Raw genomic sequence first — 23,222 nt, 5'->3', positions numbered from 1 at the left:
ACCGGCCGTCGTGGGTACGTGCGGTTAGCTTGAGGACAGGGCTTTAACGGAGTGTCCACGCGCTCCGTACCCCGAAGAAAGCCTCTTCGGGAGCCGTGCCCGCAGGACGTCCCCGCCCCGAGTCAATCTCCTCGGAGGGGCGGGTGACGGGAAGGGTTCGGAGCGACGCGTTCGTGGCAGCACGGGCCGTCGCTTCGCTTTTATGCGGCGTAACATGGTTCGCGATGGTGCGGAGATACGGCCCGCATAGCGCCCGAACGAACGGCCCCAGCGGCTCGCACGAGCAATGCATACAGCGCACGCAGCACATGAAGCAGCACTCGCATCAGGAGGACACCCGTGACGGAATCCGGCACGCAGACACCGCTCTCTCCCCTTACCCGTTCGCCGCTGCTGGAGATGCAGGACATCGGCATCAGCTTCGGCGGCGTACCCGCGTTGCGCAGTGCCAATCTGAGCGTGGCAGCCGGCGAAGTGCACGCGCTGATCGGCCAGAACGGCGCCGGCAAATCGACCATGATCAAGATCCTGACCGGCGCGTATCGGCGTGGTTCGGGCAACGTGCGCTTCGAAGGCCGCGAAGTCGATTTCCGCACCCCAAAACAGGCGCGCGAAGCCGGCATCAGCACGATCTATCAAGAGATCAACCTCGTGCCGTTTCGCTCGGTGGCGGAGAACATTTTTCTCGGCCGCGAACCGCGACGCTTCGGTCTGATCGACTGGCGCGCAGTGCAGCAACGCGCCGCCGCCCTGCTTGAATCGTTCGGTTTGCAGATCGACGTGAAGAAACCGGTCGGCCGCTATTCGACCGCCATTCAGCAGATGGTGGCGCTGGCGCGCGCGGTGTCGTCGGATGCGAAGATGGTCATCATGGACGAGTCCACCTCCTCGCTCGACGAACGCGAAGTGGAACTGCTCTTCACCGTGGTGCGCAAACTGCGCGACGACGGCCGCGCGGTGATCTTCGTGTCGCACCGGCTCGACGAACTGTACGCGCTGTGCGATCGCGTCACCGTGATGCGCGACGGCCAGACGGTCGCGCAAAGCACGATGGCGGAGATGGACAAACTGCAACTCGTCACAACCATGCTCGGCCGCACGCTTGCCGCCGTCGTACAGGAAGACGCCGCCGCGCGCGAAGCGAATCTCGCGCGGCGTGGCAAGCAGGCGATCGCCGCGACGCATCTGGGCACGCATCCGAAAGTAAGCGACGTGTCGCTTGAAGTGCATGCGGGCGAAGCGGTGGGTCTGGCGGGCCTGCTCGGCTCGGGCCGGACCGAAACCATGCGTCTGATGTTCGGCGCCGATCCTCTCGAACACGGTTCCTTGTCGATCGGCGGCGAGGTGGTGGCGTTGAAGTCGCCTCAGGACGCGATCGCGCGTGGCCTCGCTTACCTCACCGAAGACCGCAAAGCCGAAGGCATCGTCCCGGAACTCTCGGTGCGCGACAACCTCACGCTCGTCTGCCTGCGCACGCTGGCGAAGAACGGCGTGGTCGACGTGAAGAAACAGCAGGCGATCGTCGACCGTTTCATTGCATCGCTCGGCATCAAGCTGCGCTCGGCCGATCAGCCGATTCGCGAGTTGTCAGGCGGCAATCAGCAGAAGGTGCTGCTCGCGCGCTGGCTCGCCGCGCAACCTTCGTTACTGTTACTCGACGAACCGACGCGTGGCATCGACGTCGGCGCCAAAGCGGACGTGGCGAAGATCGTGCGCGAACTGCGCGATGCGGGCCTCGCGGTGCTGCTATCCGCCTCCGAACTCGAAGAACTGACCGCGGTGGCCGACCGCGCAGTGGTGATTCGCGACGGTCGCACCGTCGCCGAACTGAATGGCGCCGACATGAGCGAGACCGCGATCATGGACGCCATCGCCTACGGCAGCGAAGGCCCGTCGCAACTGGTCGAAGCCGCCCAGGCCGCCCATATCGAAGACGCGTTGGAGGGCGACCGTCATGGCGCTTAAGTTGCACACCGAGTCGTTGCACAACGAAACCGCACCGCCGATGCAAGCCTCTGCCGCGCCACGCGTCACGCCCGCATCGACGGCAAAGACATGGCGGCGCCTCGCCATGCAACGCGAAGTGATCGTGCTGCTCGCGATGGTGCTCTTCAACCTGATCTTCACCCCGCACTTCTGGTCGCTGCAAACCTTCAACGTCAACATGACCCAGGTGGTGACGATCGTGATCGTCGGCATCGGCATGACGCTGGTGGTGGCGACGGGCGGCATCGATTTGTCGGTGGGCGCGTCGATGGCGATCTCGGGTGCGCTCGCGCCGATGCTGTTCCTGAACATTGCGGGGCCGGGCGGCATTGCGCTCGCGTTTGTGCTGCCCGTGCTGGCGGCAGCGGCGTGTGGCGTCTTCAACGGCTTGCTGGTGACGAGGCTATCCGTGCAGCCGATTGTCGCGACGCTGGTGCTGTTCATCGCCGGGCGCGGCATCGCCCAGGTCGTCACCGACGGCAGCCTGCAGGCGTTCAACACGCCCGCCTTCCAATGGATCGCCTTGGGCAAGGTCGCCGGCGTGCCGTTTCAGGTGCTGCTGATGCTCGCGCTGGTCGTGCTGTTCGCGTGGATCGTGCGCAAGACGCTGTTCGGCCAGTATCTGCTGATCACCGGCGGCAACGAAAAGGCTGCCTATCTGTGCGGTGTGCCGACGGCCACCGTGAAGCTGATTGCTTACACGGTGTGCGCCGCGCTCGCGGGGCTGGCGGGGCTGATCTCGATCTCGGTGAATTCGTCCTCGGATGCGAATGTGGTGGGGCTCGGCGTGGAACTCGACGCGATCGCCGCGGTGGCGGTCGGCGGCACAGCGCTGACGGGCGGCAAGGCGTCTATCGGCGGCACGCTGATCGGCGCGCTGATCATCCAGTTGCTGCGCTATACGCTGCTCGCGCACGGCATTCCCGACGCGGCGGCGCTGGTGGTGAAGGCCGGCATCATCGTCGCGGCGGTTTATGTGCAGCGGCGCTCGCGGTAACCCCAACGCTTCAGGGACACTCCCGGATTCGATGCGATGAAAAAGAACCTTCCCATCCTGCTTGCTCTCGTCGTGCTGATCGTGCTCGGTCTCGTGCGCTACGACCATTTCGGCTCGGCCTACAACATCACCTCGTTCTGGCGTTACAACTCGATGTTCGCGCTGATCTCGATCGGCATGGCTTTCGTGATCATCACGGGCGGCATCGACCTGTCGGTCGGCACGGTAGCCGCGTTGGCGAGCGTGGTCGCCGCGTTGACCAGCGTGTACGGCGGCTGGGTCGCGGTGCTGGCCGGCTGCGCGGCCGGCATGGCCGTCGGCGTACTCAACGGCCTGATCATTACGCGGCTGAAAATCCTGCCCTTCATCGTGACGCTCGCGACCAGCCTCGGCGCGCACGGCGTCGCGCTGTTGCTCGGCAAGAACGATGCGGTCTCGATCGCGTCCGACTCGAACTTCGGCAACTTCGGCCAGGGCGATCTGTTCGGACTGCCGATTCCCGGCATCGTCGCGGTTGTAGCGGCGGTGGCCGGGTGGCTCGCGCTGCGCAGCACGCGCTTCGGGCGGCATTCGCTGGCGATCGGCGGCAGTGAGGAAGCGGCACGGCTGATGGGTCTGAACGTCGACCGCACACTGGTGACGGCTTATGCGGTAAGCGGACTGCTGGCGGGCATGGCAGGCGTGATCCTCGCCGCGCAATTCGGTGCCGGTCAGCCGAACGAAGGGGTAGGCTGGGAGCTGTTCGCGATTTCGGCGGTGGTGCTCGGCGGCACCTTGCTCACCGGCGGCGAAGGCTCGATCGCCATGACGATTGCGGGCGTGCTGTTGCTCGGGCTCGTGTTCAACCTGCTGAACTTCGAAAACGGGCTCGGGTTCATCAGCTTGTCGGCGTATTGGCAGTCGGTGATTCGCGGGGTGTTCCTGCTGCTGGTGATCGTGCTGCAAGCGAGAGTGCTGAAGCAGCGTGGCAAAAGGCGTTCGGCGGCTCCGGCGTGACCAAAGTACCAAACGCTACAATGCTTATGCAGATTGAGTTTTCGGCGGCCTCGACGCCCGCCTGGCAACCTTTGTGTACCAAAACAGCCGGCTAAGTCCACACAGTCACATCTCGCGGCGCGTCTCGACCGGTTCAGACCCATTCCTCACCTTTCCAGCCCGTTTTCTCCACTTTTGCCAGTTTTATCAGCAGGGTCAATGCTGCGGCGCACGGCGGGTTTCGGTATCATCCTGAAAATGTTGCCCGCGCGGCGCGCCTATCCGGCGCATGCCGGACAGCCGATGGCAGCCACCCTGCGCGGTTTTCGCCCATCGCCGTATCCTTGCTGAAGCGCGGCTGCAGCCACGCCAACGTACTTCGCGGCGCCGATCGTAACAACCGGCGGCGCCGACGCTTCGAGGTCCGGTAACCCGCTTCACCACGCTCAACCGCCGCGCCGCAGCCCACAGGCAGCGGGCGCGGTAAAATAGCGGATTGCGCGTGATTCCCGACCTCGGGTTAGCGCAGCATCGCCCTTGCCGTGCCGGCCGGCTAAAACGACTGGCCGCCTTTGTTTTCGCACTATCCAAGAAGCCATGAGCAACCTGAATTCACAAACCGTCCTGAGCGTCCATCACTGGACCGATACGCTTTTCAGCTTCACCTGCACGCGCGATCCGTCGTTCCGTTTCGAAAACGGCCAGTTCACGATGGTGGGCCTCGAAGTCGAAGGCAAGCCGCTGATCCGCGCCTACAGCCTTGCGAGTGCGAACTACGAAGAGCACCTCGAATTCCTGAGCATCAAGGTGCAGGACGGCCCGCTCACGTCGCGTTTGCAGCACTTGAAGGTCGGCGACGAAGTCCTGATCGGCAAGAAGCCGGTCGGCACGCTGATGGCCGACAACCTGCTGCCGGGCAAGACGCTGTGGCTGCTCTCCACCGGCACGGGTCTCGCACCGTTCATGTCGATCATCAAAGATCCGGACATTTACGACCGCTACGAGCGCGTGGTTCTCACGCACACCTGCCGTTTCGTCGACGAGCTGGCGTACAAGGAATACATCACGGATCACCTGCCGGCGCATGAGCATCTGGGCGAGCTGGTGCAGGAAAAGCTGCTGTACTACCCGACGGTCACGCGCGAAGCGTTCGAGAACCGCGGCCGCATCACCGAACTGATCGAAACCGAAAAGCTGTTCGCCGACCTCGGCGTGCCGGGCTTTTCGCTCGAAAACGACCGCGTGATGCTGTGCGGCAGCCCGCACATGCTGCGCGACACGCGCAAGCTGCTCGACGACCTGGGCTTCCAGGAAGGCAGCAACAATGCGCCGGGTCACTACGTGGTCGAAAAGGCGTTCGTGGGTTAAGCGGACACAGGGATCGAGCGGCTCACGCCGCGTCATCACCAGAAAGGAGCCTTCGGGCTCCTTTTTTGTTGCGCAGTTACAAATCGATGCCATCTCATTTACATTTGGCGTCGGTATTATTCCTACAAACCCCGCGTGACAAAACATCAACCATTGCGTGAGATGTACGCGCTAACCCTTGGTGTACCTGCATTTTTTCTTTTTTTGAGATATCATCGCGGCGCACGATCGGCTGGTATACCTACCTGCCCTGGTACAACTTGCATGTTACTGAATGTAAATTTCGTTACGCCGCACCGTAGTACTTGTCCGTCGCGCACAGCGCGTCAGGGACATCACTGGAGGCCAGAGACTCGCATGCGTTCTTTTGTCTTCGCGCCGCCGACGCGCATCCGCTTTGCCGTCCACACTGCTTCCTGAGAGGGAAAGTCATGGATCCGTCGACTGTCGTCCCGTTTAGCGCCCCTATTCCGCCGTCACTTGTACACGCCGCGCCGCAATCCGCTGCTGAGCGCGAACTTGCGCTGCTGCGCGCCCGCGTGCGCGAACTGTCGGCTGAACTTGTGCAGGCGCAGGAAGCGGCCTGCCGCCATGTGGCGCGCGAGTTGCACGACGGCGTGGGCGCCGAGCTGACCGCAACGCGGTTCGCGCTTGCCGGCATTGAAACCTGGCTACCCGCCGATGCGCCGCCGCAGTGCGCCGCCGCGCTCGCCGTCGCGAATCGTTCGCTCGACGCCGCGTGCGCCGCCAGCCGCCAGGCCGTAGCGGAACTGCATGCGCCGTCGCTCGAGGCAGGCATTGCCGGGGCGCTGGCGCAATGGACCCGCGACTTCGCCGCACGCACGAACCTGCGCACGAGTTTCGTTTGCGCCGCCGACGCGCGGCTCACGCGCCTGCCGGCTGACGCCACGCTGGCCGTGTTCCGGGTCGCCCAGGAAGCACTGAACAATACCGCCAGGCACGCGCGCGCCGAATCCGCCGACGTGCGAATCGAAACCGGCCGCCGTCACCTGACGTTGATCATCAGCGACGACGGCATCGGCCTGGCGCGCAACGCCCGAAGCCGTCGCGGTCATTTCGGCCTGAGCGGCATGCAGGCGCGCTGCGCCGCCTTCGACGGCACGCTGCGCGTCAGCGCCCGTCGCGTCGGCTCATGCAGCGCCGACGGCGACGCGTCGCGCGGCACGCTCGTGCACGCACGCTTCGCTTGGGATGCGATGCTGGCAAGCGCATCGGGCGCCGGACGCCGCGTGCTGCAATCGTGAGTACGTCAACATGAGCCTGCGCATCCTGCTCGCCGACGACCATGCGGTCGTTCGTCAGGGCGTCCGCCAGTTGCTGCTCGACCGCGGTGTGGCGCGTGAAGTCACCGAGGCTCAAAGTGGCGCTGAAGCGCTCGAGGCTGTTGCCCAACATAGTTACGACGTGGTGCTGCTCGACATTTCGCTGCCCGACATGAACGGTGTCGAAGTGCTCAAGCGTCTGAAACGCAAGGCACCGCGCGTGGCCGTGCTGATGTTCTCGATGTACCGCGAGGACCAGTACGCCGTGCGCGCACTGAAGGCCGGCGCCGCCGGCTACCTGTCGAAGACGGTCGATGCCGCGCAGATGATCGGCGCGATCCAGCAGGTCGCGGCGGGCCGCAAATACGTCAGCCCGGCCATGGCCGAAGCGCTGGCGGACTACGTCTCCTTCGACGGCGAACAATTGCCGCACGAAAAGCTCTCGGACCGCGAATACCAGACGCTTTGCATGCTCGCTTCCGGCAAGCGGCTGACGGATATCGCCACGACGCTATCGTTATCGGTCAAGACCGTCAGCGTGTACCGCACCCGGCTGCTCGAGAAAATGAAGCTGCGCAATAACGCCGAGCTGACCTTCTATGTGATGAGCAACCGTCTCGTCGATCTGAATCCGGCGATGGCCGGCTGACCCTCACCTTCCGCGATCGCTGCATGGCATGCGATCGCGACGGACAAGCTGACAAGAGCGCGATTCCCATCCGGTTGGACGTACGGCGGCCGAAAGCCTTTCCGTGGCGCGACATCTTCAGACAAATAACGCGCCCCATCTTCTTTCCAAAGTATTTTCCGCCTGCCGCGCAGCCGGAAAAAACACCGTCCCAGAATGGTGCACAAGCGCGTATCCGCTAAAATCGACGGTTTTCCCGACATTCGGCGCGCAAGATGCGTGCACTACTGGAGACCCACCGCCAATGTCCCTGTTTCGCAAGAAGAGCGTCGAGCACATGATCGCCGCGAGCGCTCAGAACGCCGGCCTGAAGAAAGCGCTCGGCGCGCTCGATCTGACTTTCCTTGGCGTCGGCGCCATTATCGGCACCGGCATTTTCGTGCTGACCGGCACGGGCGCCGTTCAGGCCGGCCCGGCGCTGATGGTGTCGTTCCTGATCGCGGCGCTTGCCTGCGGTTTCGCCGCGCTCGCCTATGCCGAGTTCGCGTCGACGATTCCTGTTGCGGGATCCATCTACACGTATTCGTACGCGACGCTTGGCGAACTGGCCGCATGGATTATCGGCTGGGACTTGATGCTCGAATATGGGCTGGCGACGTCGGCGGTGTCGGTCGGCTGGTCGGGTTATCTGCAATCGTTGTTGTCGGGCTTCGGCGTGAGTCTGCCGGTTGTGCTGACGGCGGCGCCGGGCGCCTTGCCCGGGCACGAGACATGGTTCAACCTGCCTGCTTTCCTCGTGATGATGGCGATCACGGCGCTGTTGTCGCTTGGCGTGCGTGAATCCGCGCGGATCAACAACATCATGGTGGCGATCAAAGTGATCGTAGTGTTGCTGGTGATCGGCGTGGGTGTTTTCCATGTGACGCCGGCGAACTGGCATCCGTTCATGCCGAATGGCTGGAACGGCGTGTTTGGCGCGGCGGCCGTGATGTTCTTCGCGTTCATCGGTTTCGATTCGGTGTCGTCCGCGGCGGAAGAAGTGAAGAATCCGAAGCGCGATTTGCCGATTGGGATCATTGCGTCGCTGGGCGTGTGCGCGGTGCTGTATGTCGCAGTCGCCGCTGTGGTTACCGGTATCGTGCCGTCGGCGCAGTTCGCGAACATTTCGCATCCGGTGTCGTATGCGTTACAGGTGGTGGGTGAGAAGTGGGTTGCTGGTTTTATCGACCTCGGCGCTGTGCTGGGCATGTTGACGGTGATTCTGGTGATGGCGTATGGTCAGACGCGCGTGATTTTCGCGATGTCGCGGGATGGGTTGTTGCCTGCCCGGCTTTCTCGTGTGCACCCAAAGTTCGCTACGCCGTTCTTTACGACGTGGCTCGTGGGGATTTTCTTCGGGCTGATTGGCGCGCTGGTGCCGTTGAATGTGCTGGCTGAACTGATCAATATCGGCACGTTGGCCGCGTTTTCGATGGTGTCGATTGCGGTGCTGGTTTTGCGGAAGACGCATCCTGAGTTGCCGCGGGCGTTTCGGTGCCCTGGGGTGCCGGTTGTGCCGGTGTTGGCTGTCGCCTCTTGTCTGTTTTTGATGGTGAATCTTCAGGCTGTGACCTGGGTGGCGTTTGTGGTTTGGTTGCTCATTGGGATGGTTATTTATTTTGGCTATTCGCGGCGGCATTCCAAATTGGCCAAATGAAAATTTGAGGTTTTTTGCCTGTGAGGCGCTCGTTTCTGTTCGCCTGCGGTGTGGGCCTTTCCTTGTTTTCTTAGTGGTCTATTAGCGTCGCCCCTGTGCGGGGCGGCACTCACTTCTCTTTGCCTGCCGCAAAGAGAAGTAAGCAAGAGAAAGCGGCTCAAACCGCTAGTTCTTAAGCGGGTCCCCCGCACAGCCACGGTAGTGGTGCATCTGGAATCCGTGCCCCCGCACATTCGGCCCTGGTGACAAAGGCGTCATTCTTCCGGCGGCGCTGCGCGCGCCGAAGCGTATTTCCCCGAACCATCTGTCTGGTTTCGCGCGCGAGCTTCGCCCGACGCCGTGGCTCGCCAACATTTCTCCAATGCGCCAGCGCTTCCTTCGAAGTACGAATTCACACCTGCATGCGCTCCCACGGCTTGTCGCCGCTCGGAGCCCCAGGCGGCACTTCTGGAAACAGATGTATTTTCTGGCACCTCGCTGAGGCAAAGCCGGTGACGCCACGGACCTCGACCGAAGTCCCACGTTCGTCTTGCAGACCCGACAGCGCCGAGGCGAAGCCGATGGCCCCCACCCAGGCGCAAACGAAGATGGTGGTTTCTCATGTAGACCCATCCGCGCCGAGGCGAAGCCGATGGCCCTCACCCAGGCGCAAACGAAGCCCCGGGTTTCCCATGCAGACCCATCCGCGACGCACGCAGTGCGGAGTGGGAGCTGATGAGCCCTTGGTCACTAACGGTGAGTGCGCGGGGGCACGGATTCCAGATGCACCACTACCGTGGCTGCGCGGGGGACCCGCTTATGAGCTGGCGGTTTGAGCCGCTTTCTCTTGCTTACTTCTCTTTGCGGCAGGCAAAGAGAAGTGAGTGCCGCCCCGCACAGGGGCAACGCTAATAGACCACTAAGAAATCAAGGAAAGGCCAAAACCATAAAACCACAGACAACCAAGCGCCGAACAGGCAAAAAAATTCAAACAAAGCCCACCGCCACCGGCAAACAACCAAACCAAAGCGCCGCAGGCACACAACCCAATAGCGCCGCCAGGCAATTTGTGCTTTACTTTTCGGCAGACCCATAAAAAAAACGAACCGCAAAAAGCAACAAAACCGCAGCCCCCTCATCGGACCCCACGAACAGGCAGCTGAAGGCAGGAAAAACAAAGGTCCGGTTTCACCCCATAAGGAGACAACTTCATGGCGATCAGCATCAGTCTGATGGTGAACGGCGCGCCCATCAGCGCCTCAATCGACCCTGGCACCCTGCTTGTCCAGTTCCTTCGCGATCAACTTCGCCTCACAGGAACGCACGTCGGCTGCGATACCGCCCAGTGCGGCGCATGCACCGTCCACCTGAACGGCCGCGCGATCAAGTCCTGCAACATCCTCGCGGTCCAGGCCGAAGGCGCGGACATTACCACCATCGAAGGACTCGCCAAAGACGGCGCCCTGCACCCGATGCAAGCCGCCTTCAAACACTGCCACGGTCTGCAGTGCGGTTTCTGCACGCCCGGCATGGTGATGAGCGCGATCTCGCTCGTCGAGCGCCAGCCCAATCTCACCGGCGACGACGTGCGCGCCCAGCTCGACGGCAATCTCTGCCGCTGTACGGGATATCACAACATCGTCAAAGCAGTGCTCGAAGGCGCCGAAGGCATGAAGTCCGCCAGCACGGCCAACGCCGCTGCCACCGCGCCCGCCACCGCCTGAGGAGACGACGATGAACGCACCCGACACCCATCTCATCGGCGCTTCCGTCGAACGTAAGGAAGACTATCGGTTCCTCACGGGCAACGGTCAGTACACCGACGACATCGTCCTGCCGCAACAAACCTACGCCGTGTTCCTGCGCTCGCCGTACGCACACGCAAAAATCAAACGTATCGACACCACTGCCGCCAGACAGTCGCCCGGCGTCGTCGCGATCTTCACCGGCGCGGACATGGCCGCGGACAACGTCGGCGGACTGCCGTGCGGCTGGCTGATTCACAGCACCGACGGCAAGCCGATGAACGAGCCGCCGCATCCGATCATCGCGCACACGAAAGCACGCCACGTCGGCGATCAGGTCGCGCTCGTCATCGCCGATTCGATCAAGGCCGCAAAAGACGCCGCCGAACTGATCGAAGTCGATTACGACGTGCTGCCGGCCGTGGTCGATACCGCGCACGCGGCCGATCCAGGCCAGCCCGCGGTTCACGACGAAGTGCCGGACAACGTCTGCTACAACTGGGGCCACGGCGACAAAGCCGCGACCGACGCCGCCTTCGCCAAAGCCGCGCACGTCACCACGCTCGGCATCGTCAACAACCGCCTGATCCCGAATGCGATCGAGCCGCGCGCGGTCAACGCGAGCTACTCGATGCAGGACGACAGCTACACGCTCTACGTCGCGAATCAGAATCCGCACGTGGAACGCCTGTTGATGGCCGCTTTCGTGCTGTCGCTGCCGGAATCGAAACTGCGCGTCATCGCGCCGGATGTCGGCGGCGGTTTCGGGTCGAAAATCTTCCTGTACGCCGAAGATGTCGCGCTAACGTGGGCATCGAAAAAGATTCGCCGCCCGATCAAATGGACTGCCGAGCGCTCGGAAGCGTTCGTGTCCGACGCGCACGGCCGCGACCACGTGACCAAAGCCGAACTGGCGATGGACGCCGACGGCAAGTTCCTCGCGATGCGCATCCATACGACCGCCAACATGGGCGCGTATCTGTCGACCTTCGCCTCGAGCGTGCCGACCATCCTCTACGCCACGCTGCTCGCCGGCCAGTACGCGACACCCGCCATCTACGCCGAGGTGAAAGCGGTCTTCACCAACACTGTCCCAGTCGATGCCTACCGCGGCGCAGGCCGTCCGGAAGCGACCTATGTCGTCGAACGTCTGGTCGAAACCGCCGCGCGCGAGATGAAGCTCGATCCCGCCGAAATTCGCCGCCGCAACTTCATTCGCACGTTTCCATACGCGACGCCGGTCGGCCTCACGTACGATACCGGCGACTACGAGGCCACGCTGAGCCGTGCGCTCGAACTCGCGGATGTGAAAGGCTTCGCCGCGCGCAAGCAGGAATCCGAAAAGAACGGCAAGCTGCGCGGTCTCGGCTACTCGTGCTACATCGAAGCCTGCGGGTTGGCGCCGTCGAACATCGCCGGGGCACTCGGTGCACGCGCTGGGCTCTTCGAAGTCGGCCAGATTCGCGTGCATCCGACCGGTTCCGTCACCGTGTTCACAGGCTCGCACAGTCACGGCCAGGGGCACGAGACGACTTTCGCGCAAGTGGTCGCGGACCGCCTCGGCATCGCGCTGGAAAGCGTGGAGATCGTTCACGGCGACACCGGCCGCATTCCGTTCGGCATGGGCACCTACGGCTCGCGCTCGATTGCGGTCGGCGGCTCGGCGATCATGAAGGCGCTCGACAAGATCGAAACGAAGGCGAAGAAAATCGCCGCGCACCTGCTGGAAGCCGCAGTGGAGGACATCGAGTTCAAGGACGGCATATTCCGCGTCGCGGGCACCGATCGGACCAAGGCATTCGCCGACATCTCGCTCGCCGCCTACGTGCCGCACAACTATCCGCTCGACGTGCTCGAACCGGGTCTCGAAGAGAGCGCGTTCTACGATCCGAGCAACTTCACGTATCCCGCGGGCTCGTATATCTGCGAGATCGAGGTCGATCCGGAGACCGGCGTGAGCCGCATCCAGCAGTTCACCGCAGTCGACGATTTCGGCAACGTGATCAATCCGATGATCGTCGAAGGCCAGGTGCATGGCGGGCTCGCTCAGGGCATCGGGCAGGCCATGCTGGAGCGCTGCGTGTACGACAACGAGAGCGGCCAGCTGTTGTCCGGCTCCTATATGGACTACGCGATGCCGCATGCGTCCGATCTGCCCAACTTCACCGTCGAAACCGCGAAGGGCACACCGTGCACGCACAATCCGCTCGGCGTGAAAGGCTGCGGCGAGGCGGGCGCGATCGGCTCGCCACCGGCGGTGATCAACGCGATTCTCGACGCGCTCGCGCCACTCGGCGTGACCGACCTGCAAATGCCGGCATCGCCGCATCGCGTATGGTCCGCGATCCAGGCCGCCAACCAACCCCACTGAGATCCTGAGCGGAGCATTCGACATGTATTCATTCGAGTATCAACGCGCGACGGATCCGAAAGCGGCCGTCGCCGCCCTTGCCGCCGACAGCGAAGCGAAATTCCTCGCCGGTGGACAAAGCCTGTTGCCGACCATGCGTCTGCGGCTCGCGCAGCCCTCGCAACTGATCGACGTGACGCGGATTCCGGCGCTTAAATCGATCACGGTGGATGCCGGCAAGGTGACCGTCGGCGCTGCCGTCTGTCACGCGGACGTCGCCGATCACGCCGAACTTCGGCGCGTGCTGCCGGCGCTCGCGGACCTCGCCGGACACATTGGCGATAGGCAAGTGCGCGCGCTCGGCACCATTGGCGGCTCACTCGCGAACAACGATCCTGCTGCCTGCTATCCGTCTGCGGCGATGGCCTTGGACGCGACCATCGTCACCGATCGGCGACGAATTTCGTCGAGCGATTTCTTCGTCGGTATGTATGAGACCGCGTTGGCGCCCGACGAGCTGATCGTGGCCGTCGAGTTTCCGGTGCCGGAGCGCGCGGCCTACGTGAAGTTCGAGAATCCGGCTTCGCACTTCGCGCTGGTCGGTGTGTTCGTTGCGAAGTTCGCGAGCGGCGTGCGTGTCGCGGTGACAGGCGCGGCGGCCTCGGTATTTCGCGTGGCCGACCTGGAAAGCGCGCTATCGGCGAATTTCACGCCCGAGGCTGCGCGAGCGGTAACCGTGACGGACGCCGACCTGAACACCGACATGCACGCGAGCGCTGAATATCGCGCGCATCTGATTCCGGTGCTGGCCGCGCGAGCGGTGACGAAGGCGAACGGTTAGCGATCCTTGCGGTTGGCGGCTGACGTGACGTGCCTCGGCATGGTGCGTTAGCCGCGTTTCCGGCCGAGGCTGTCCGTCACTGCCAAGGCTGCGGACCTGAGCTTCTGGTCCGTCGCGCCGCGGCCGCGCTGCCTCTGCCCCGCGCCTCCGCCGCTTCAGCCCGTTCAGCGTGCAGAACCCGTCTCACCGTGCAGATTCAGGAACCCCATGCAGCCTGCTTCAATCGACGACACCCTCGCGCAACTCGTAGCCCAGAACTACTTCGCCAGCCGCGAACTCGCGACCGCGTTGTATCTCGCCCTGCGCATGGAGCGGCCGCTGTTCGTCGAAGGCGAGCCGGGGGTGGGCAAAACCGAACTCGCCAAAGCCGCGGCGGGGATGCTCGGCACTTCGATGCTGCGGCTGCAATGCTACGAAGGACTCGACACCGCCAGCGCGCTCTACGAATGGGACTACCCGCGCCAGATCATGGCGCTGCGTCTGGCCGAAGCCGCCGGCGAGCGGCCCGGCAACGACACGCTCTATCGCAGCGAATTCCTGCTGAAGCGTCCGCTGCTGCAAGCGCTGATGCCCGACGAACATCACCCGGGCGCGCGGCGCGTGCTGCTGATCGATGAGATCGACCGCGCCGACGAACCGTTCGAAGCTTTCTTGCTGGAGCTGCTTTCGGACTTCCAGGTATCGATTCCCGAATACGGCACCGTGCGCGCGGTTCAACCGCCGCTCGTCGTGATGACATCGAACCGGACGCGCGAAGTACACGACGCATTGAAGCGCCGTTGCCTGTATCAATGGATCGGCTATCCCGAGCGCGATCGTGAACTCGAAATCGTGGCCGCGCGTGCGCCGCAAACGTCGGCGGAATTGCAACGGCGTGCCGTCGATTTCGTGCATCGGCTGCGTGGCATGGATCTGTTCAAGGCGCCCGGCATCGCCGAAACGATCGACTGGTGTCGCGCGCTAGAGGCACTATCGGTGACGGAACTCGACCCGCAATCGGTGCAGAACACCTTGGGAGTGCTGCTCAAGTATCAGGACGATCTGGCGCGCGTCGATGCCGCGCAGATCGCACAATGTCTCGCGGTGCCGGGGTAGCGGCGATGGCACAGGCAACGGACGGAAACAGCGACGCGTCGGCTGGCAACGGAGTGCCCGCAGACGAGGTTGGCGCGCGTTCGATGCATGCCTCGATCGACAGTTCGGCCGCACCGATCGATACGCCCACTTTGGCCCGCAACGTCGTGCACTTTGTGCGCGTGTTGCGCGGCGCAGGCTTGCCGATGTCGCCGGCACAATCCGTCGATGCACTCGCCGCCTTGCACTGGATCGACCTCGGCCGGCGCGACGATGTCCGCGCCGCGCTCGCCACGCTGTTGGTCTGCGCGCCCGACGAACGCGACCTCTTCAACGCCGCCTTCGATCTGTTCTGGCGCGACCCGGATTGGGAAGGCAAGCTGCGCGCGCTACTGCTGCCGAAAGTTCGCGACGGCCTGCCGCCGCCTAAACGCAACAACCGTCTCGCCGACGCGCTTGCTGTACGCGCGCCGCCCTCGCCACACCACAAAGCGCCGCAGGAAACCGAACAGCACGACCTGCACGCACACGTCACCTTCAGTGCTGAAGAGCGGCTGCGTCATCGCGATTTCGACACGCTTTCCGCTGACGAATGGCGCACCTTGCGTCACCTGATCCGCGGCCAGCGCCTGCCGCTCGCCACCGAACCGACGCGCCGCCTGAAGGCCGCTTCGCACGGCACGCATGCGGACTTGCGCGCGAGCGCCCGGCACGCGGTGCGCGCGGGCGGCGACTGGACGGTGTGGAAATATCGTGCAGTGGTGGAACGCAAACCGCCGCTGGTACTGCTGCTCGACATCTCCGGTTCAATGAGCAGCTATTCACGCGCGGTGCTGTACTTCTGCCACGCGTTGCTGCAATCGCGTGAGCGCCTGCAGGTGTTCCTGTTCGGCACGCGCCTGACCAACGCGACGCGCGCGCTGCGCGAGCGCGATCCCGACGTGGCGATCGCGACGCTCACCGATCAGGTGGTCGACTGGTCGGGCGGCACACGGATTGGCGCTGCGCTCGCCGAATTCAATCGACGCTGGGCACGCCGCGTGCTGACTGGCAGAGCCACCGTGCTGCTCGTCACCGACGGCCTCGATCACGAAGCGATCGATGTGCTCGACACCGAAATGGCCCGCCTGCACCGCTTCGCACACCGTATCGTGTGGCTCAATCCGCTGTTGCGTTTCAGCGGTTTTTCACCGAAAGCGCGCGGCGTGCAGGCGATCCTGCCGTATGTCGACGCGCATCGTCCTGTTCACAATCTGGACAGTCTGGCGGCATTCGGCCGCGATCTCGCGCAACTCACGCGCGCGCCTCGTCGCGACGTTTCCGCCACGACAACTGCAGGAGCAACGCCATGGAATTGAGTGAGACCCATACGCTGCCGGTTTCCCAGCAGCGCGCCTGGGATGCGCTGAACGATACCGACATCCTGCGCGCGTGCATTCCCGGCTGCGAGAGCATCGACCCCGATGGCGAAAATGCGTACGTGGTGGTGTTGAGCGCGTCCGTCGGCCCCGTGAAAGCACGGTTCAAAGGGCGTATGGAATTGACCGACATTGAGGCGCCGAACGCTTACACCATCGTTTTCGAAGGCCAGGGTGGCGCCGCGGGCTTCGGCAAGGGCAATACGCGCGTCACGCTCGAACCCGAGGGCGACGCCGCGACCAGGCTCAGCTACACGGCGACGGCCCAGGTCGGCGGCAAGCTTGCGCAGATCGGTTCCCGGCTGGTCGACGGCGCGGCGCGTAAAATCGCGGGCGAATTTTTCAAGCGCTTTGGCGCGCAGGTCGGCGGCGGCACTGAAGGCGCAACGGCTCCGGACGAGGGGGTCACTGCAGCCACTGACGAGGCGGCGCACAATACGGAATCGAATGAGGCTGCGGACGCGGAGTCTGGCGGCGACGGAACAAAGAGGAAGAAATCATGGAAAGCGTGGATCTCGAAGTTCTGAAGTCCAGCGCACGTTGGCTGGAAGAGGGACATCGCGCGCTACTGGTGACGGTGGTGAAGACGTGGGGCTCGTCGCCGCGTCCCGAGGGCGCGATGCTCGCGGTGCGTGACGACGGACTCGTGGTGGGGTCGGTATCGGGCGGCTGCATCGAAGACGACCTGATCGACCGCGTGCGGCAAAGAGGTATTGAACAGACACGCCCGGAGGCGGTGAAGTACGGCATCACAGCGGAAGAAGCGCATCGCTTTGGCCTGCCGTGCGGTGGCACGATCCAACTGGTGCTGGAGCCCTTGACGCCGCAAAGCGGGATTGCCGATCTGTGCCATGCGGTGGAGGACGGCCGTCTGATGGCGCGCGAAGTCGACATGGTGACGGGTGCGGTGCGGCTCGATGCGGCGCAGGCGACGGACGGCGTGCATTTTGACGGCGAACGTCTGCTGACAATTCACGGGCCGCGTTACCGGATGCTGGTGATTGGCGCGGGGCAGTTGTCGCGCTATTTGTGCAATATTGCGGTCGGGCTTGATTATCAGGTGACTGTTTGCGATCCGCGCGAGGAGTACACCGAGGAGTGGGATATTCCCGGCACGAAGATTGTGCGGACGATGCCGGACGATACGGTGATCGAGATGAAGCTTGATGAACGATGCGCGGTGATTGCGCTGACGCATGATCCCAAGCTGGATGATCTCGCTTTGATGGAGGCGTTGAAGACGCCGGCTTTTTATGTGGGTGCTTTGGGGTCCAGAAGGAATAATCAGGCGCGGCGCGAGCGGTTGAAAGAGTTCGATCTGAATGATGCGGAGTTGGCCCGGTTGCATGGGCCGGTTGGGATTTATATTGGCAGCCGGACGCCGCCTGAAATTGCTGTTTCTATTCTTGCTGAGGTGACTGCGGCTAAGAATGGGGTTTCGTTGCCGACTTTGTTGCAGGTTGAAGGGGCTAAGGCCGCGCGGGAAGTTGCGGCTTCGGGGGGCACTGCTTGTAGTGTCTAGTCGCCATTTTTTTGCCTGCTCGGCGCTTTTGGGTTGTTTGCCTGGGGTGTTGGCCTTTCCTTGATCTGGCTTCTTGGCCTTTCCTTGTTTTCTTAGTGGTTTATTAGCGTTGCCCCTGTGCGGGGCGGCACTCACTTCTCTTTGCCTGCCGCAAAGAGAAGTAAGCAAGAGAAAGCGGCTCAAACCGCCAGCTCATAAGCGGGTCCCCCGCGCAGTCACGGTAGTGGTGCATCTGGAATCCGTGCCCCCGCACACTCACCGTTAGTGACCAAGGGCTCATCAGCTCCCACTCCGCACTGCGTGCGTCGCGGATGGGTCTGCATGGGAAACCTGGGGCTTCGTTTGCGCTTGGGGGGCTATCGGCTTCGCCTCGGCGCGGTGCCAAAAAATACATCTGTTTCGGAACGTGCCGCCTGGCGCTCCGAGCGGCGACAACCCGAGGCAGCGCATGCAGGTGTGATTCGTACTTCGAATGAAGCGCCGGCGCATTGGAGAAACGTTGGGGATGCCACAACGAGCCGCGGTCGCGGTTGAACCTCGCGCGAAACCGAACAGACGGTTCCATGAAATACGCGTCGGCGCGCAGCGATCGGTTTTATAAAATGGGCTTCGGCGCGCGCAGCGCCGCCGGAAGTATGACTCCCTTGTCACTCACGCCGAATGTGCGAAAACACAGATTCCAGATGCACCACTACCGTGGCTGCGCGGGGGACCCGCTTAAGAGCTAGCGGTTTGAGCCGCTTTCTTTTGCCTACTTTTCTTTGCGGCAGGCAAAGAAAAGTAGGTGCCTGCCCCGCACAGGGGCGACGCTAATAAACCACTAAGAACACAAGGAAAGGCCAACACCACAGGCATACAAAAAAAAGCGCCGCACAGGCAAAAAAAAACCACTACATCAAACCACAAACCACAGCAGCAACAACCGACCCCCCAACCAAAACCACCCCCACTACACGCCGCTTATTCAACTCAGTCCAAAGCAAAACCCCCGTCAACGACAACAAAACCATCCCCCCCGCGATCGTATCGATCAACAAAACCCACCCAACACTCAACCCCACCCCGCGATGCAAATTATTCATCGTCGTGAGAAACGAGTTCTGCGTGCGTTTCACCGCAACAAACCCATTCCCAACCCAATACTCAGCCTGCACATTCTGACCAGGCCCAACAATCCCGACCTGCCAGAACTCCGGCTGCATCGTGCTGCGATCGCCCCACGCCACCGGATGCGCAGGTTCCCGCTTCACTCGCCCCGGCTTGCCGTCAATCTTCAACTCGCCCTTGAGCCACTTCGCCATCTCCATCGGCGAACCCAGGTTTTTCTGCGGCACAGGTATCTGCATCTCTTCAACCTGCGGCTCACCAGACGACACCTTCAACGGTCCGCCGCGATGGTTCAGCAAGAACCCGGTCGCGCCGAACATCAAGCCCAACACCGCGCCCCACAAACCGACCCAGCCATGCACCTTGCGCAACCACTTGATGAAATTCGCCCGCCGCGAACGCTGGCGCCGCGCCGCCTGCTCGGCGTCGTCCATCACATGATGACCGCGCTCCGGCGTATGAGCGGTGTATTGCGTGCCGCCGCCGGCAGCAGGTTTCATATCGATCGAATCAGGCGCGTTCACATCCAGGCTCCAGGCGCAGCAAGTTAAACCCCAGCCGACAGGCGACGACAATGCGCTCGCTCACATCAGCAATAAAGGAAAGTTCGAAAGGAAGAGCCGGACCAACCCGGCTTGCGGTCCAGGCCGTCCGGCTGAGAGGCTGGCTGGCAGTCACAGAGGAGGAGAAATGTGACAGAAAGCTGGCGATGCCTTTCAATTGAGAATGGATATCATTACACAATTAGGACATTTGCTCAATCGCAAAGCGCGCTAACCGCTTGACATCCGCGCGGCGCAAACCGACTCTAGCTGGCGATCCCGTCAACGTTGCCGTTCCGGATACCTGACTGCCATGCGCCTCGCCTCCTGGGTCTGTCTCGCTTCTCTCGGCTGGCTTGCGTGCACCCACGCCGCGAGCGCGAGCATCGCCGCCAAACTGGACGATCCCTATACCAACGAAGGCGAGACGCAGACCTTCACCGTCAACGCCGACGGCTCCTTCTCGAAGCTCGATTCGATGACACTGCGCGTGAATAACGAGGCAGGCGTCGCGCGGGTGGCTCAACAATACGTCTGGTTCAACCGCAATATGGCGGACGTGCAGATCCTCGAGGCATACACCACCACTGCCGACGGCGTGCGTCACGACGTGCAGCCCGAGCAGATCCGCGACGTGCAGGAAGCACGCTCGTTCGACGCGCCGATGTTTCAGGACATCCAGGAAAAGGTGATCGTGTTTCCCGCCGTCGAGCCCGGCGCGCGCGTGCACCTCACCTATCGCAAGACGCAAAAGCAGCCGATCGTGCCCGGCGAATTCAGTGATTTCACGCCGCCCGATCTCGCGCCGACCCACAACTTTCACCTCATCTACGACCTGCCCGCCGAGAAGCGGCTGTATGCGGATGCGCGCGGTTTCACCGTGCTGCAACCGGTCACGCACGAGGGCCGCACCCGCTACGAATATCGTTACGACAAGGCACATTTCAGCCGGCTCGAGCACGGCTCGATCGCGTATGTATCGTATGGCGACCGGTTGATGGTTTCGACCTTTCCGGACTACGCCGCATTCGCCGCGAGCTATAGAGCGTCGAGCGCCGACCCGAGCACGCGCGAGCCCGCCGTCACGCGCCTCGCGCAAAACCTCACCGCGCGCGACCACACCCCGCACGACAAAGCCAAGACGCTGTACGACTGGGTGCGCCGCAACGTCCGCTATGTGGCGATCTACGTTGGGCGCGGCTCGGTGGTCCCGCACAGCGCAAGCGCGATCCTCGCGAACCGTTACGGCGACTGCAAGGATCACGTAGCGCTATATGGCGCGCTGCTCGACGCGGTCGGCATTCGCAACGAGCCGGCTTTGATCAGCAGCGGCTCGATCTATACGCTGCCCAGCGTGCCGGGCTACGGCGTCATCAATCACGCCATCACGTGGCTGCCGGACTTGCAGCAATACGCCGACTCGACGGCGTCGAATGTCGAATTCGGTTTTCTGCCGTCGTCCGATATGAACCGGCCTACCGTGCTGGTGAGTCAGAGTGTGCTCGCGCAAACGCCGGCCACCGAATTGACGACGCGCAGCAGCGACCTGTCGATCAAGGTCGAACCGGACGGCTCGGCGAGCTTCACGTATCGACTGGAGGCATCGGGCGCCACCGCCGAACAGGCGCGCGCGATGTTGCGCACGCAGACGCCCGCGCAACGTGAGGACTCGATCCAGGCGGAACTGCGCAGTGTCAACCTGCGCGGCACCGCCACGCTGACCACCAGCGACCTCGGCGTGACCGACGGCCCGTTGACGATCACCATGAAAGGCACGTTCGAAAGTCTCGTGGTGCCGGGCGCAGCGGCATCGATTCCGGCGCTGACGAGTCTGGCCGGTGGCTTCGAAGCGGACACCCGCTATTGGCTCGGCGAACGGCAGCGCACGCAGCCGTTCATCTGCCACAACCTGAAGCTGCATGAACGCGCGCGCATTGAATTGCCCGCGAATTTCCACGTGCTCGAGATGCCGGAGGCGAAACGAACCCAGGACCGCTTCGTCGATTTTCAGTCGCAGTACACGTTCGACCCGCTCAGCAACGTGGTGACGATGACGCGCGACGGCGCCACCCATTTCGACAGCGACGTCTGCACACCCGATGACTTCGTGCAGATGCGTCCCGCGATCGAAGCAATCGGGCGCGACGTGCGCGCCGAAGTGATTGTCAAATCGACGCTGGTGGAATCGTCGAGCGTGGCCTCGCAGGCGCCGTAGAAGCGCAAACGTTCAAACCGGCCAGAGCGGCCCTTCCTGCATCGCGCCGAGCTGCTCGCGCAATTCGAGAATACGGTCTTCCCAATAGCGCTGCGTGTTGAACCACGGAAATGCCGCCGGGAACGCCGGGTCGTCCCAGCGGCGGGCGAGCCACGCCTGGTAGTGAATCAGCCGTAGCGTGCGCAACGCTTCGACGAGATACAGTTCGCGCGGCTCGAAGTCGCAGAAGTCTTCATAACCGGCGAGCAGATCGGCAAGCGCTCGCGAAGCCTCGGCACGCTCGCCCGGCAGCAACAGCCACAAATCCTGCACAGCCGGACCCATGCGGCTATCGTCGAAGTCGACGAAATGCGGGCCCGCGTCGGTCCACAACACATTACTCGGATGACAGTCGCCGTGCATTCGCAACATGCGAATATCGCCGGCACGCTCGAACGCGCGTTCAACACCTTCAAGCGCGAGATTCACCACGGTTTCCCACGCGGCACGCACATCGTCAGGCACGAAGCGGTGCGACAGCAGGAAATCGCGCGGCTCGTAGCCGAACGTGTCGATGTCGAGCGTGGGACGTTCAAGGTAGTTCTGCGTCTGCCCAACCGCATGGATGCGGCCGATAAAACGCCCCAGCCATTCGAGCGTATCGCGCCGGTCCAGATCGGGTGCGCGGCCGCCGCGGCGTTCGAAGATCGCGAAACGGAAACCGTCGAAGGTATGCAACGTGCGGCCTTCGAAAACACGCGCGGTCACCGCCGGGATTTCGCGCGCGGCGAGATCGGCGACAAAGGCGTGTTCTTCGAGAATGGCCGCGTCGGTCCAGCGCTCGGGACGGTAGAACTTGGCGACTACCGGCGGACCGTCTTCCACGCCCACCTGGTACACGCGGTTCTCGTAGCTGTTGAGCGGCAGCATGCGGCCGTCGGTGTACACACCGACGCTGCTGAGCACGCTGTCGAGCGCGTCGAGCACGATTTCCGGCTTGAGCCGGGCGAAAGGAACGGCGCTATCGGCGCCGTCCTGCAGGTCGAGATTGTCGTCGTTCATGTCCGCATTGTGCGCCGCGCCGCCGTCAAAGACGAGGGCGCCGGCTCACCTTGCGGTTGACTGCCAGCTGCAACGACGTGGCAACACCATGAATCGGACTCAAACAGCTTCAATGCACCTGCGCGCTCGCCGGGCGTACCTGCTCGCCCGTATCGATCAGATCTTCAAGGAAAAAGGGTTCAGTGTTCAGATGCTCCGACGTGCCGGGCTCGCCGGCATACCAGGCCACCATCGCCATGTCGCCGAGAATGCGCATGACAATCCCACGTGCATCTTTCGGCACGGCGATATGCACCGATCGGACAATGGAACCGATTTGCATGATGTTTCCCCGTTTCTCCTATAGCCGGCTTTATGGTTTCCGCGCCGGTCAAGGTGATGATAAAAGCGCCGCTTCGCCAATAACGTTGCGTACGCACCCAATCTGCTGCGCGTAAGACGCGTGAGAGGTTCGA

The 23,222-nt window shown here is 62.9% G+C and carries 18 protein-coding genes; 15 read left to right on the top strand and 3 right to left on the bottom strand.

Annotated elements, in window-relative coordinates; all coding sequences use genetic code 11:
• The first annotated feature begins 399 nt into the window (after nucleotides 1-399).
• The 14 genes from KHO23_RS21160 to KHO23_RS21095 all read left to right on the top strand — a co-directional run bounded on the left by KHO23_RS21160 (nucleotide 400) and on the right by KHO23_RS21095 (nucleotide 17,862).
• A complete protein-coding gene (locus tag KHO23_RS21160) occupies nucleotides 400-1,965 on the top strand; it encodes a sugar ABC transporter ATP-binding protein (protein WP_236066940.1) in 1,566 nt (521 codons plus the stop codon).
• A 40-nt stretch (nucleotides 1,966-2,005) separates the two neighbouring features.
• A complete protein-coding gene (locus KHO23_RS21155; protein WP_236066939.1) occupies nucleotides 2,006-2,983 on the top strand; it encodes an ABC transporter permease in 978 nt (325 codons plus the stop codon).
• Between the two features lie 36 nt (nucleotides 2,984-3,019).
• Nucleotides 3,020-3,979: an ABC transporter permease gene (locus KHO23_RS21150; RefSeq protein WP_211613187.1), complete on the top strand. Its 960-nt coding sequence runs from the start codon at nucleotides 3,020-3,022 to the stop codon at nucleotides 3,977-3,979.
• 576 nt (nucleotides 3,980-4,555) lie between these two features.
• Entirely contained in the window at nucleotides 4,556-5,326 is a 771-nt protein-coding gene (locus KHO23_RS21145; protein ID WP_120297358.1) for a ferredoxin--NADP reductase, read from the top strand.
• Between the two features lie 431 nt (nucleotides 5,327-5,757).
• A complete protein-coding gene (locus KHO23_RS21140) occupies nucleotides 5,758-6,591 on the top strand; it encodes a sensor histidine kinase (RefSeq protein ID WP_211613186.1) in 834 nt (277 codons plus the stop codon).
• Nucleotides 6,592-6,601: 10 nt separating this feature from the next.
• Nucleotides 6,602-7,258: a response regulator transcription factor RqpR gene (rqpR, locus tag KHO23_RS21135; protein ID WP_211613185.1), complete on the top strand. Its 657-nt coding sequence runs from the start codon at nucleotides 6,602-6,604 to the stop codon at nucleotides 7,256-7,258.
• 283 nt (nucleotides 7,259-7,541) lie between these two features.
• Nucleotides 7,542-8,933, top strand: a complete 1,392-nt coding sequence (locus tag KHO23_RS21130; protein WP_211613184.1) for an amino acid permease — start codon at nucleotides 7,542-7,544, stop codon at nucleotides 8,931-8,933.
• Nucleotides 8,934-10,123: 1,190 nt separating this feature from the next.
• Nucleotides 10,124-10,636, top strand: a complete 513-nt coding sequence (locus tag KHO23_RS21125; protein ID WP_211613183.1) for a (2Fe-2S)-binding protein — start codon at nucleotides 10,124-10,126, stop codon at nucleotides 10,634-10,636.
• Between the two features lie 10 nt (nucleotides 10,637-10,646).
• Nucleotides 10,647-13,028 carry a xanthine dehydrogenase family protein molybdopterin-binding subunit gene (locus KHO23_RS21120; RefSeq protein ID WP_211613182.1) on the top strand — a complete coding sequence of 794 codons (2,382 nt, stop codon included), beginning with the start codon at nucleotides 10,647-10,649 and terminating at the stop codon, nucleotides 13,026-13,028.
• 22 nt (nucleotides 13,029-13,050) lie between these two features.
• Nucleotides 13,051-13,848, top strand: coding sequence for an FAD binding domain-containing protein (locus KHO23_RS21115; protein WP_211613181.1), 798 nt, complete (start codon nucleotides 13,051-13,053; stop codon nucleotides 13,846-13,848).
• A 207-nt stretch (nucleotides 13,849-14,055) separates the two neighbouring features.
• Entirely contained in the window at nucleotides 14,056-14,943 is an 888-nt protein-coding gene (locus tag KHO23_RS21110; RefSeq protein WP_211613180.1) for an AAA family ATPase, read from the top strand.
• Nucleotides 14,944-15,026: 83 nt separating this feature from the next.
• Complete coding sequence (locus tag KHO23_RS21105) at nucleotides 15,027-16,280, top strand: vWA domain-containing protein (RefSeq protein ID WP_211613223.1); 1,254 nt, start codon at nucleotides 15,027-15,029, stop codon at nucleotides 16,278-16,280.
• On the top strand, nucleotides 16,271-16,867 hold the full coding sequence (locus KHO23_RS21100; protein ID WP_211613179.1) for a CoxG family protein: 597 nt from the start codon (nucleotides 16,271-16,273) through the stop codon (nucleotides 16,865-16,867). The genes KHO23_RS21105 and KHO23_RS21100 overlap by 10 nt, the downstream gene beginning before the upstream one ends.
• Nucleotides 16,840-17,862: an XdhC family protein gene (locus KHO23_RS21095; protein ID WP_211613178.1), complete on the top strand. Its 1,023-nt coding sequence runs from the start codon at nucleotides 16,840-16,842 to the stop codon at nucleotides 17,860-17,862. The genes KHO23_RS21100 and KHO23_RS21095 overlap by 28 nt, the downstream gene beginning before the upstream one ends.
• 890 nt (nucleotides 17,863-18,752) lie before the next feature.
• On the opposite strand, the gene KHO23_RS21090 is transcribed toward KHO23_RS21095, so the two are convergent.
• Complete coding sequence (locus KHO23_RS21090) at nucleotides 18,753-19,493, bottom strand: PepSY-associated TM helix domain-containing protein (RefSeq protein WP_211613177.1); 741 nt, start codon at nucleotides 19,491-19,493, stop codon at nucleotides 18,753-18,755.
• Nucleotides 19,494-19,824: 331 nt separating this feature from the next.
• Between KHO23_RS21090 and KHO23_RS21085 the strand changes: the two genes are divergently transcribed.
• On the top strand, nucleotides 19,825-21,726 hold the full coding sequence (locus KHO23_RS21085) for a DUF3857 domain-containing transglutaminase family protein (protein WP_211613176.1): 1,902 nt from the start codon (nucleotides 19,825-19,827) through the stop codon (nucleotides 21,724-21,726).
• A gap of 12 nt (nucleotides 21,727-21,738) precedes the next feature.
• Here the strand turns inward: KHO23_RS21085 and KHO23_RS21080 are convergent, their stop codons facing one another.
• Both KHO23_RS21080 and KHO23_RS21075 read right to left on the bottom strand, forming a co-directional pair.
• Entirely contained in the window at nucleotides 21,739-22,767 is a 1,029-nt protein-coding gene (locus KHO23_RS21080) for a serine/threonine protein kinase (protein ID WP_211613175.1), read from the bottom strand.
• A 109-nt stretch (nucleotides 22,768-22,876) separates the two neighbouring features.
• A complete protein-coding gene (locus KHO23_RS21075) occupies nucleotides 22,877-23,089 on the bottom strand; it encodes a hypothetical protein (protein ID WP_063494501.1) in 213 nt (70 codons plus the stop codon).
• Between the last annotated feature and the right edge of the window lie 133 nt (nucleotides 23,090-23,222).

This window comes from Paraburkholderia haematera, from assembly GCF_905220975.1.
In the GTDB taxonomy this organism is placed as follows: Bacteria; Pseudomonadota; Gammaproteobacteria; order Burkholderiales; family Burkholderiaceae; genus Paraburkholderia; species Paraburkholderia haematera.
Note: the sequence above shows the minus strand (reverse complement) of the source record. Positions and strands in the feature narration are given on the sequence as shown.

Coding starts and splice junctions, on each gene's coding strand:
- KHO23_RS21160 (WP_236066940.1), top strand. CDS start 400: ATGCAGGACATCGGCATCAGCTTCGGCGGCGTACCCGCGTTGCGCAGT.
- KHO23_RS21155 (WP_236066939.1), top strand. CDS start 2,006: ATGCAAGCCTCTGCCGCGCCACGCGTCACGCCCGCATCGACGGCAAAG.
- KHO23_RS21150 (WP_211613187.1), top strand. CDS start 3,020: ATGAAAAAGAACCTTCCCATCCTGCTTGCTCTCGTCGTGCTGATCGTG.
- KHO23_RS21145 (WP_120297358.1), top strand. CDS start 4,556: ATGAGCAACCTGAATTCACAAACCGTCCTGAGCGTCCATCACTGGACC.
- KHO23_RS21140 (WP_211613186.1), top strand. CDS start 5,758: ATGGATCCGTCGACTGTCGTCCCGTTTAGCGCCCCTATTCCGCCGTCA.
- rqpR (WP_211613185.1), top strand. CDS start 6,602: ATGAGCCTGCGCATCCTGCTCGCCGACGACCATGCGGTCGTTCGTCAG.
- KHO23_RS21130 (WP_211613184.1), top strand. CDS start 7,542: ATGTCCCTGTTTCGCAAGAAGAGCGTCGAGCACATGATCGCCGCGAGC.
- KHO23_RS21125 (WP_211613183.1), top strand. CDS start 10,124: ATGGCGATCAGCATCAGTCTGATGGTGAACGGCGCGCCCATCAGCGCC.
- KHO23_RS21120 (WP_211613182.1), top strand. CDS start 10,647: ATGAACGCACCCGACACCCATCTCATCGGCGCTTCCGTCGAACGTAAG.
- KHO23_RS21115 (WP_211613181.1), top strand. CDS start 13,051: ATGTATTCATTCGAGTATCAACGCGCGACGGATCCGAAAGCGGCCGTC.
- KHO23_RS21110 (WP_211613180.1), top strand. CDS start 14,056: ATGCAGCCTGCTTCAATCGACGACACCCTCGCGCAACTCGTAGCCCAG.
- KHO23_RS21105 (WP_211613223.1), top strand. CDS start 15,027: ATGCATGCCTCGATCGACAGTTCGGCCGCACCGATCGATACGCCCACT.
- KHO23_RS21100 (WP_211613179.1), top strand. CDS start 16,271: ATGGAATTGAGTGAGACCCATACGCTGCCGGTTTCCCAGCAGCGCGCC.
- KHO23_RS21095 (WP_211613178.1), top strand. CDS start 16,840: ATGGAAAGCGTGGATCTCGAAGTTCTGAAGTCCAGCGCACGTTGGCTG.
- KHO23_RS21085 (WP_211613176.1), top strand. CDS start 19,825: ATGCGCCTCGCCTCCTGGGTCTGTCTCGCTTCTCTCGGCTGGCTTGCG.
- KHO23_RS21080 (WP_211613175.1), bottom strand. CDS start 22,767: ATGAACGACGACAATCTCGACCTGCAGGACGGCGCCGATAGCGCCGTT.
- KHO23_RS21075 (WP_063494501.1), bottom strand. CDS start 23,089: ATGCAAATCGGTTCCATTGTCCGATCGGTGCATATCGCCGTGCCGAAA.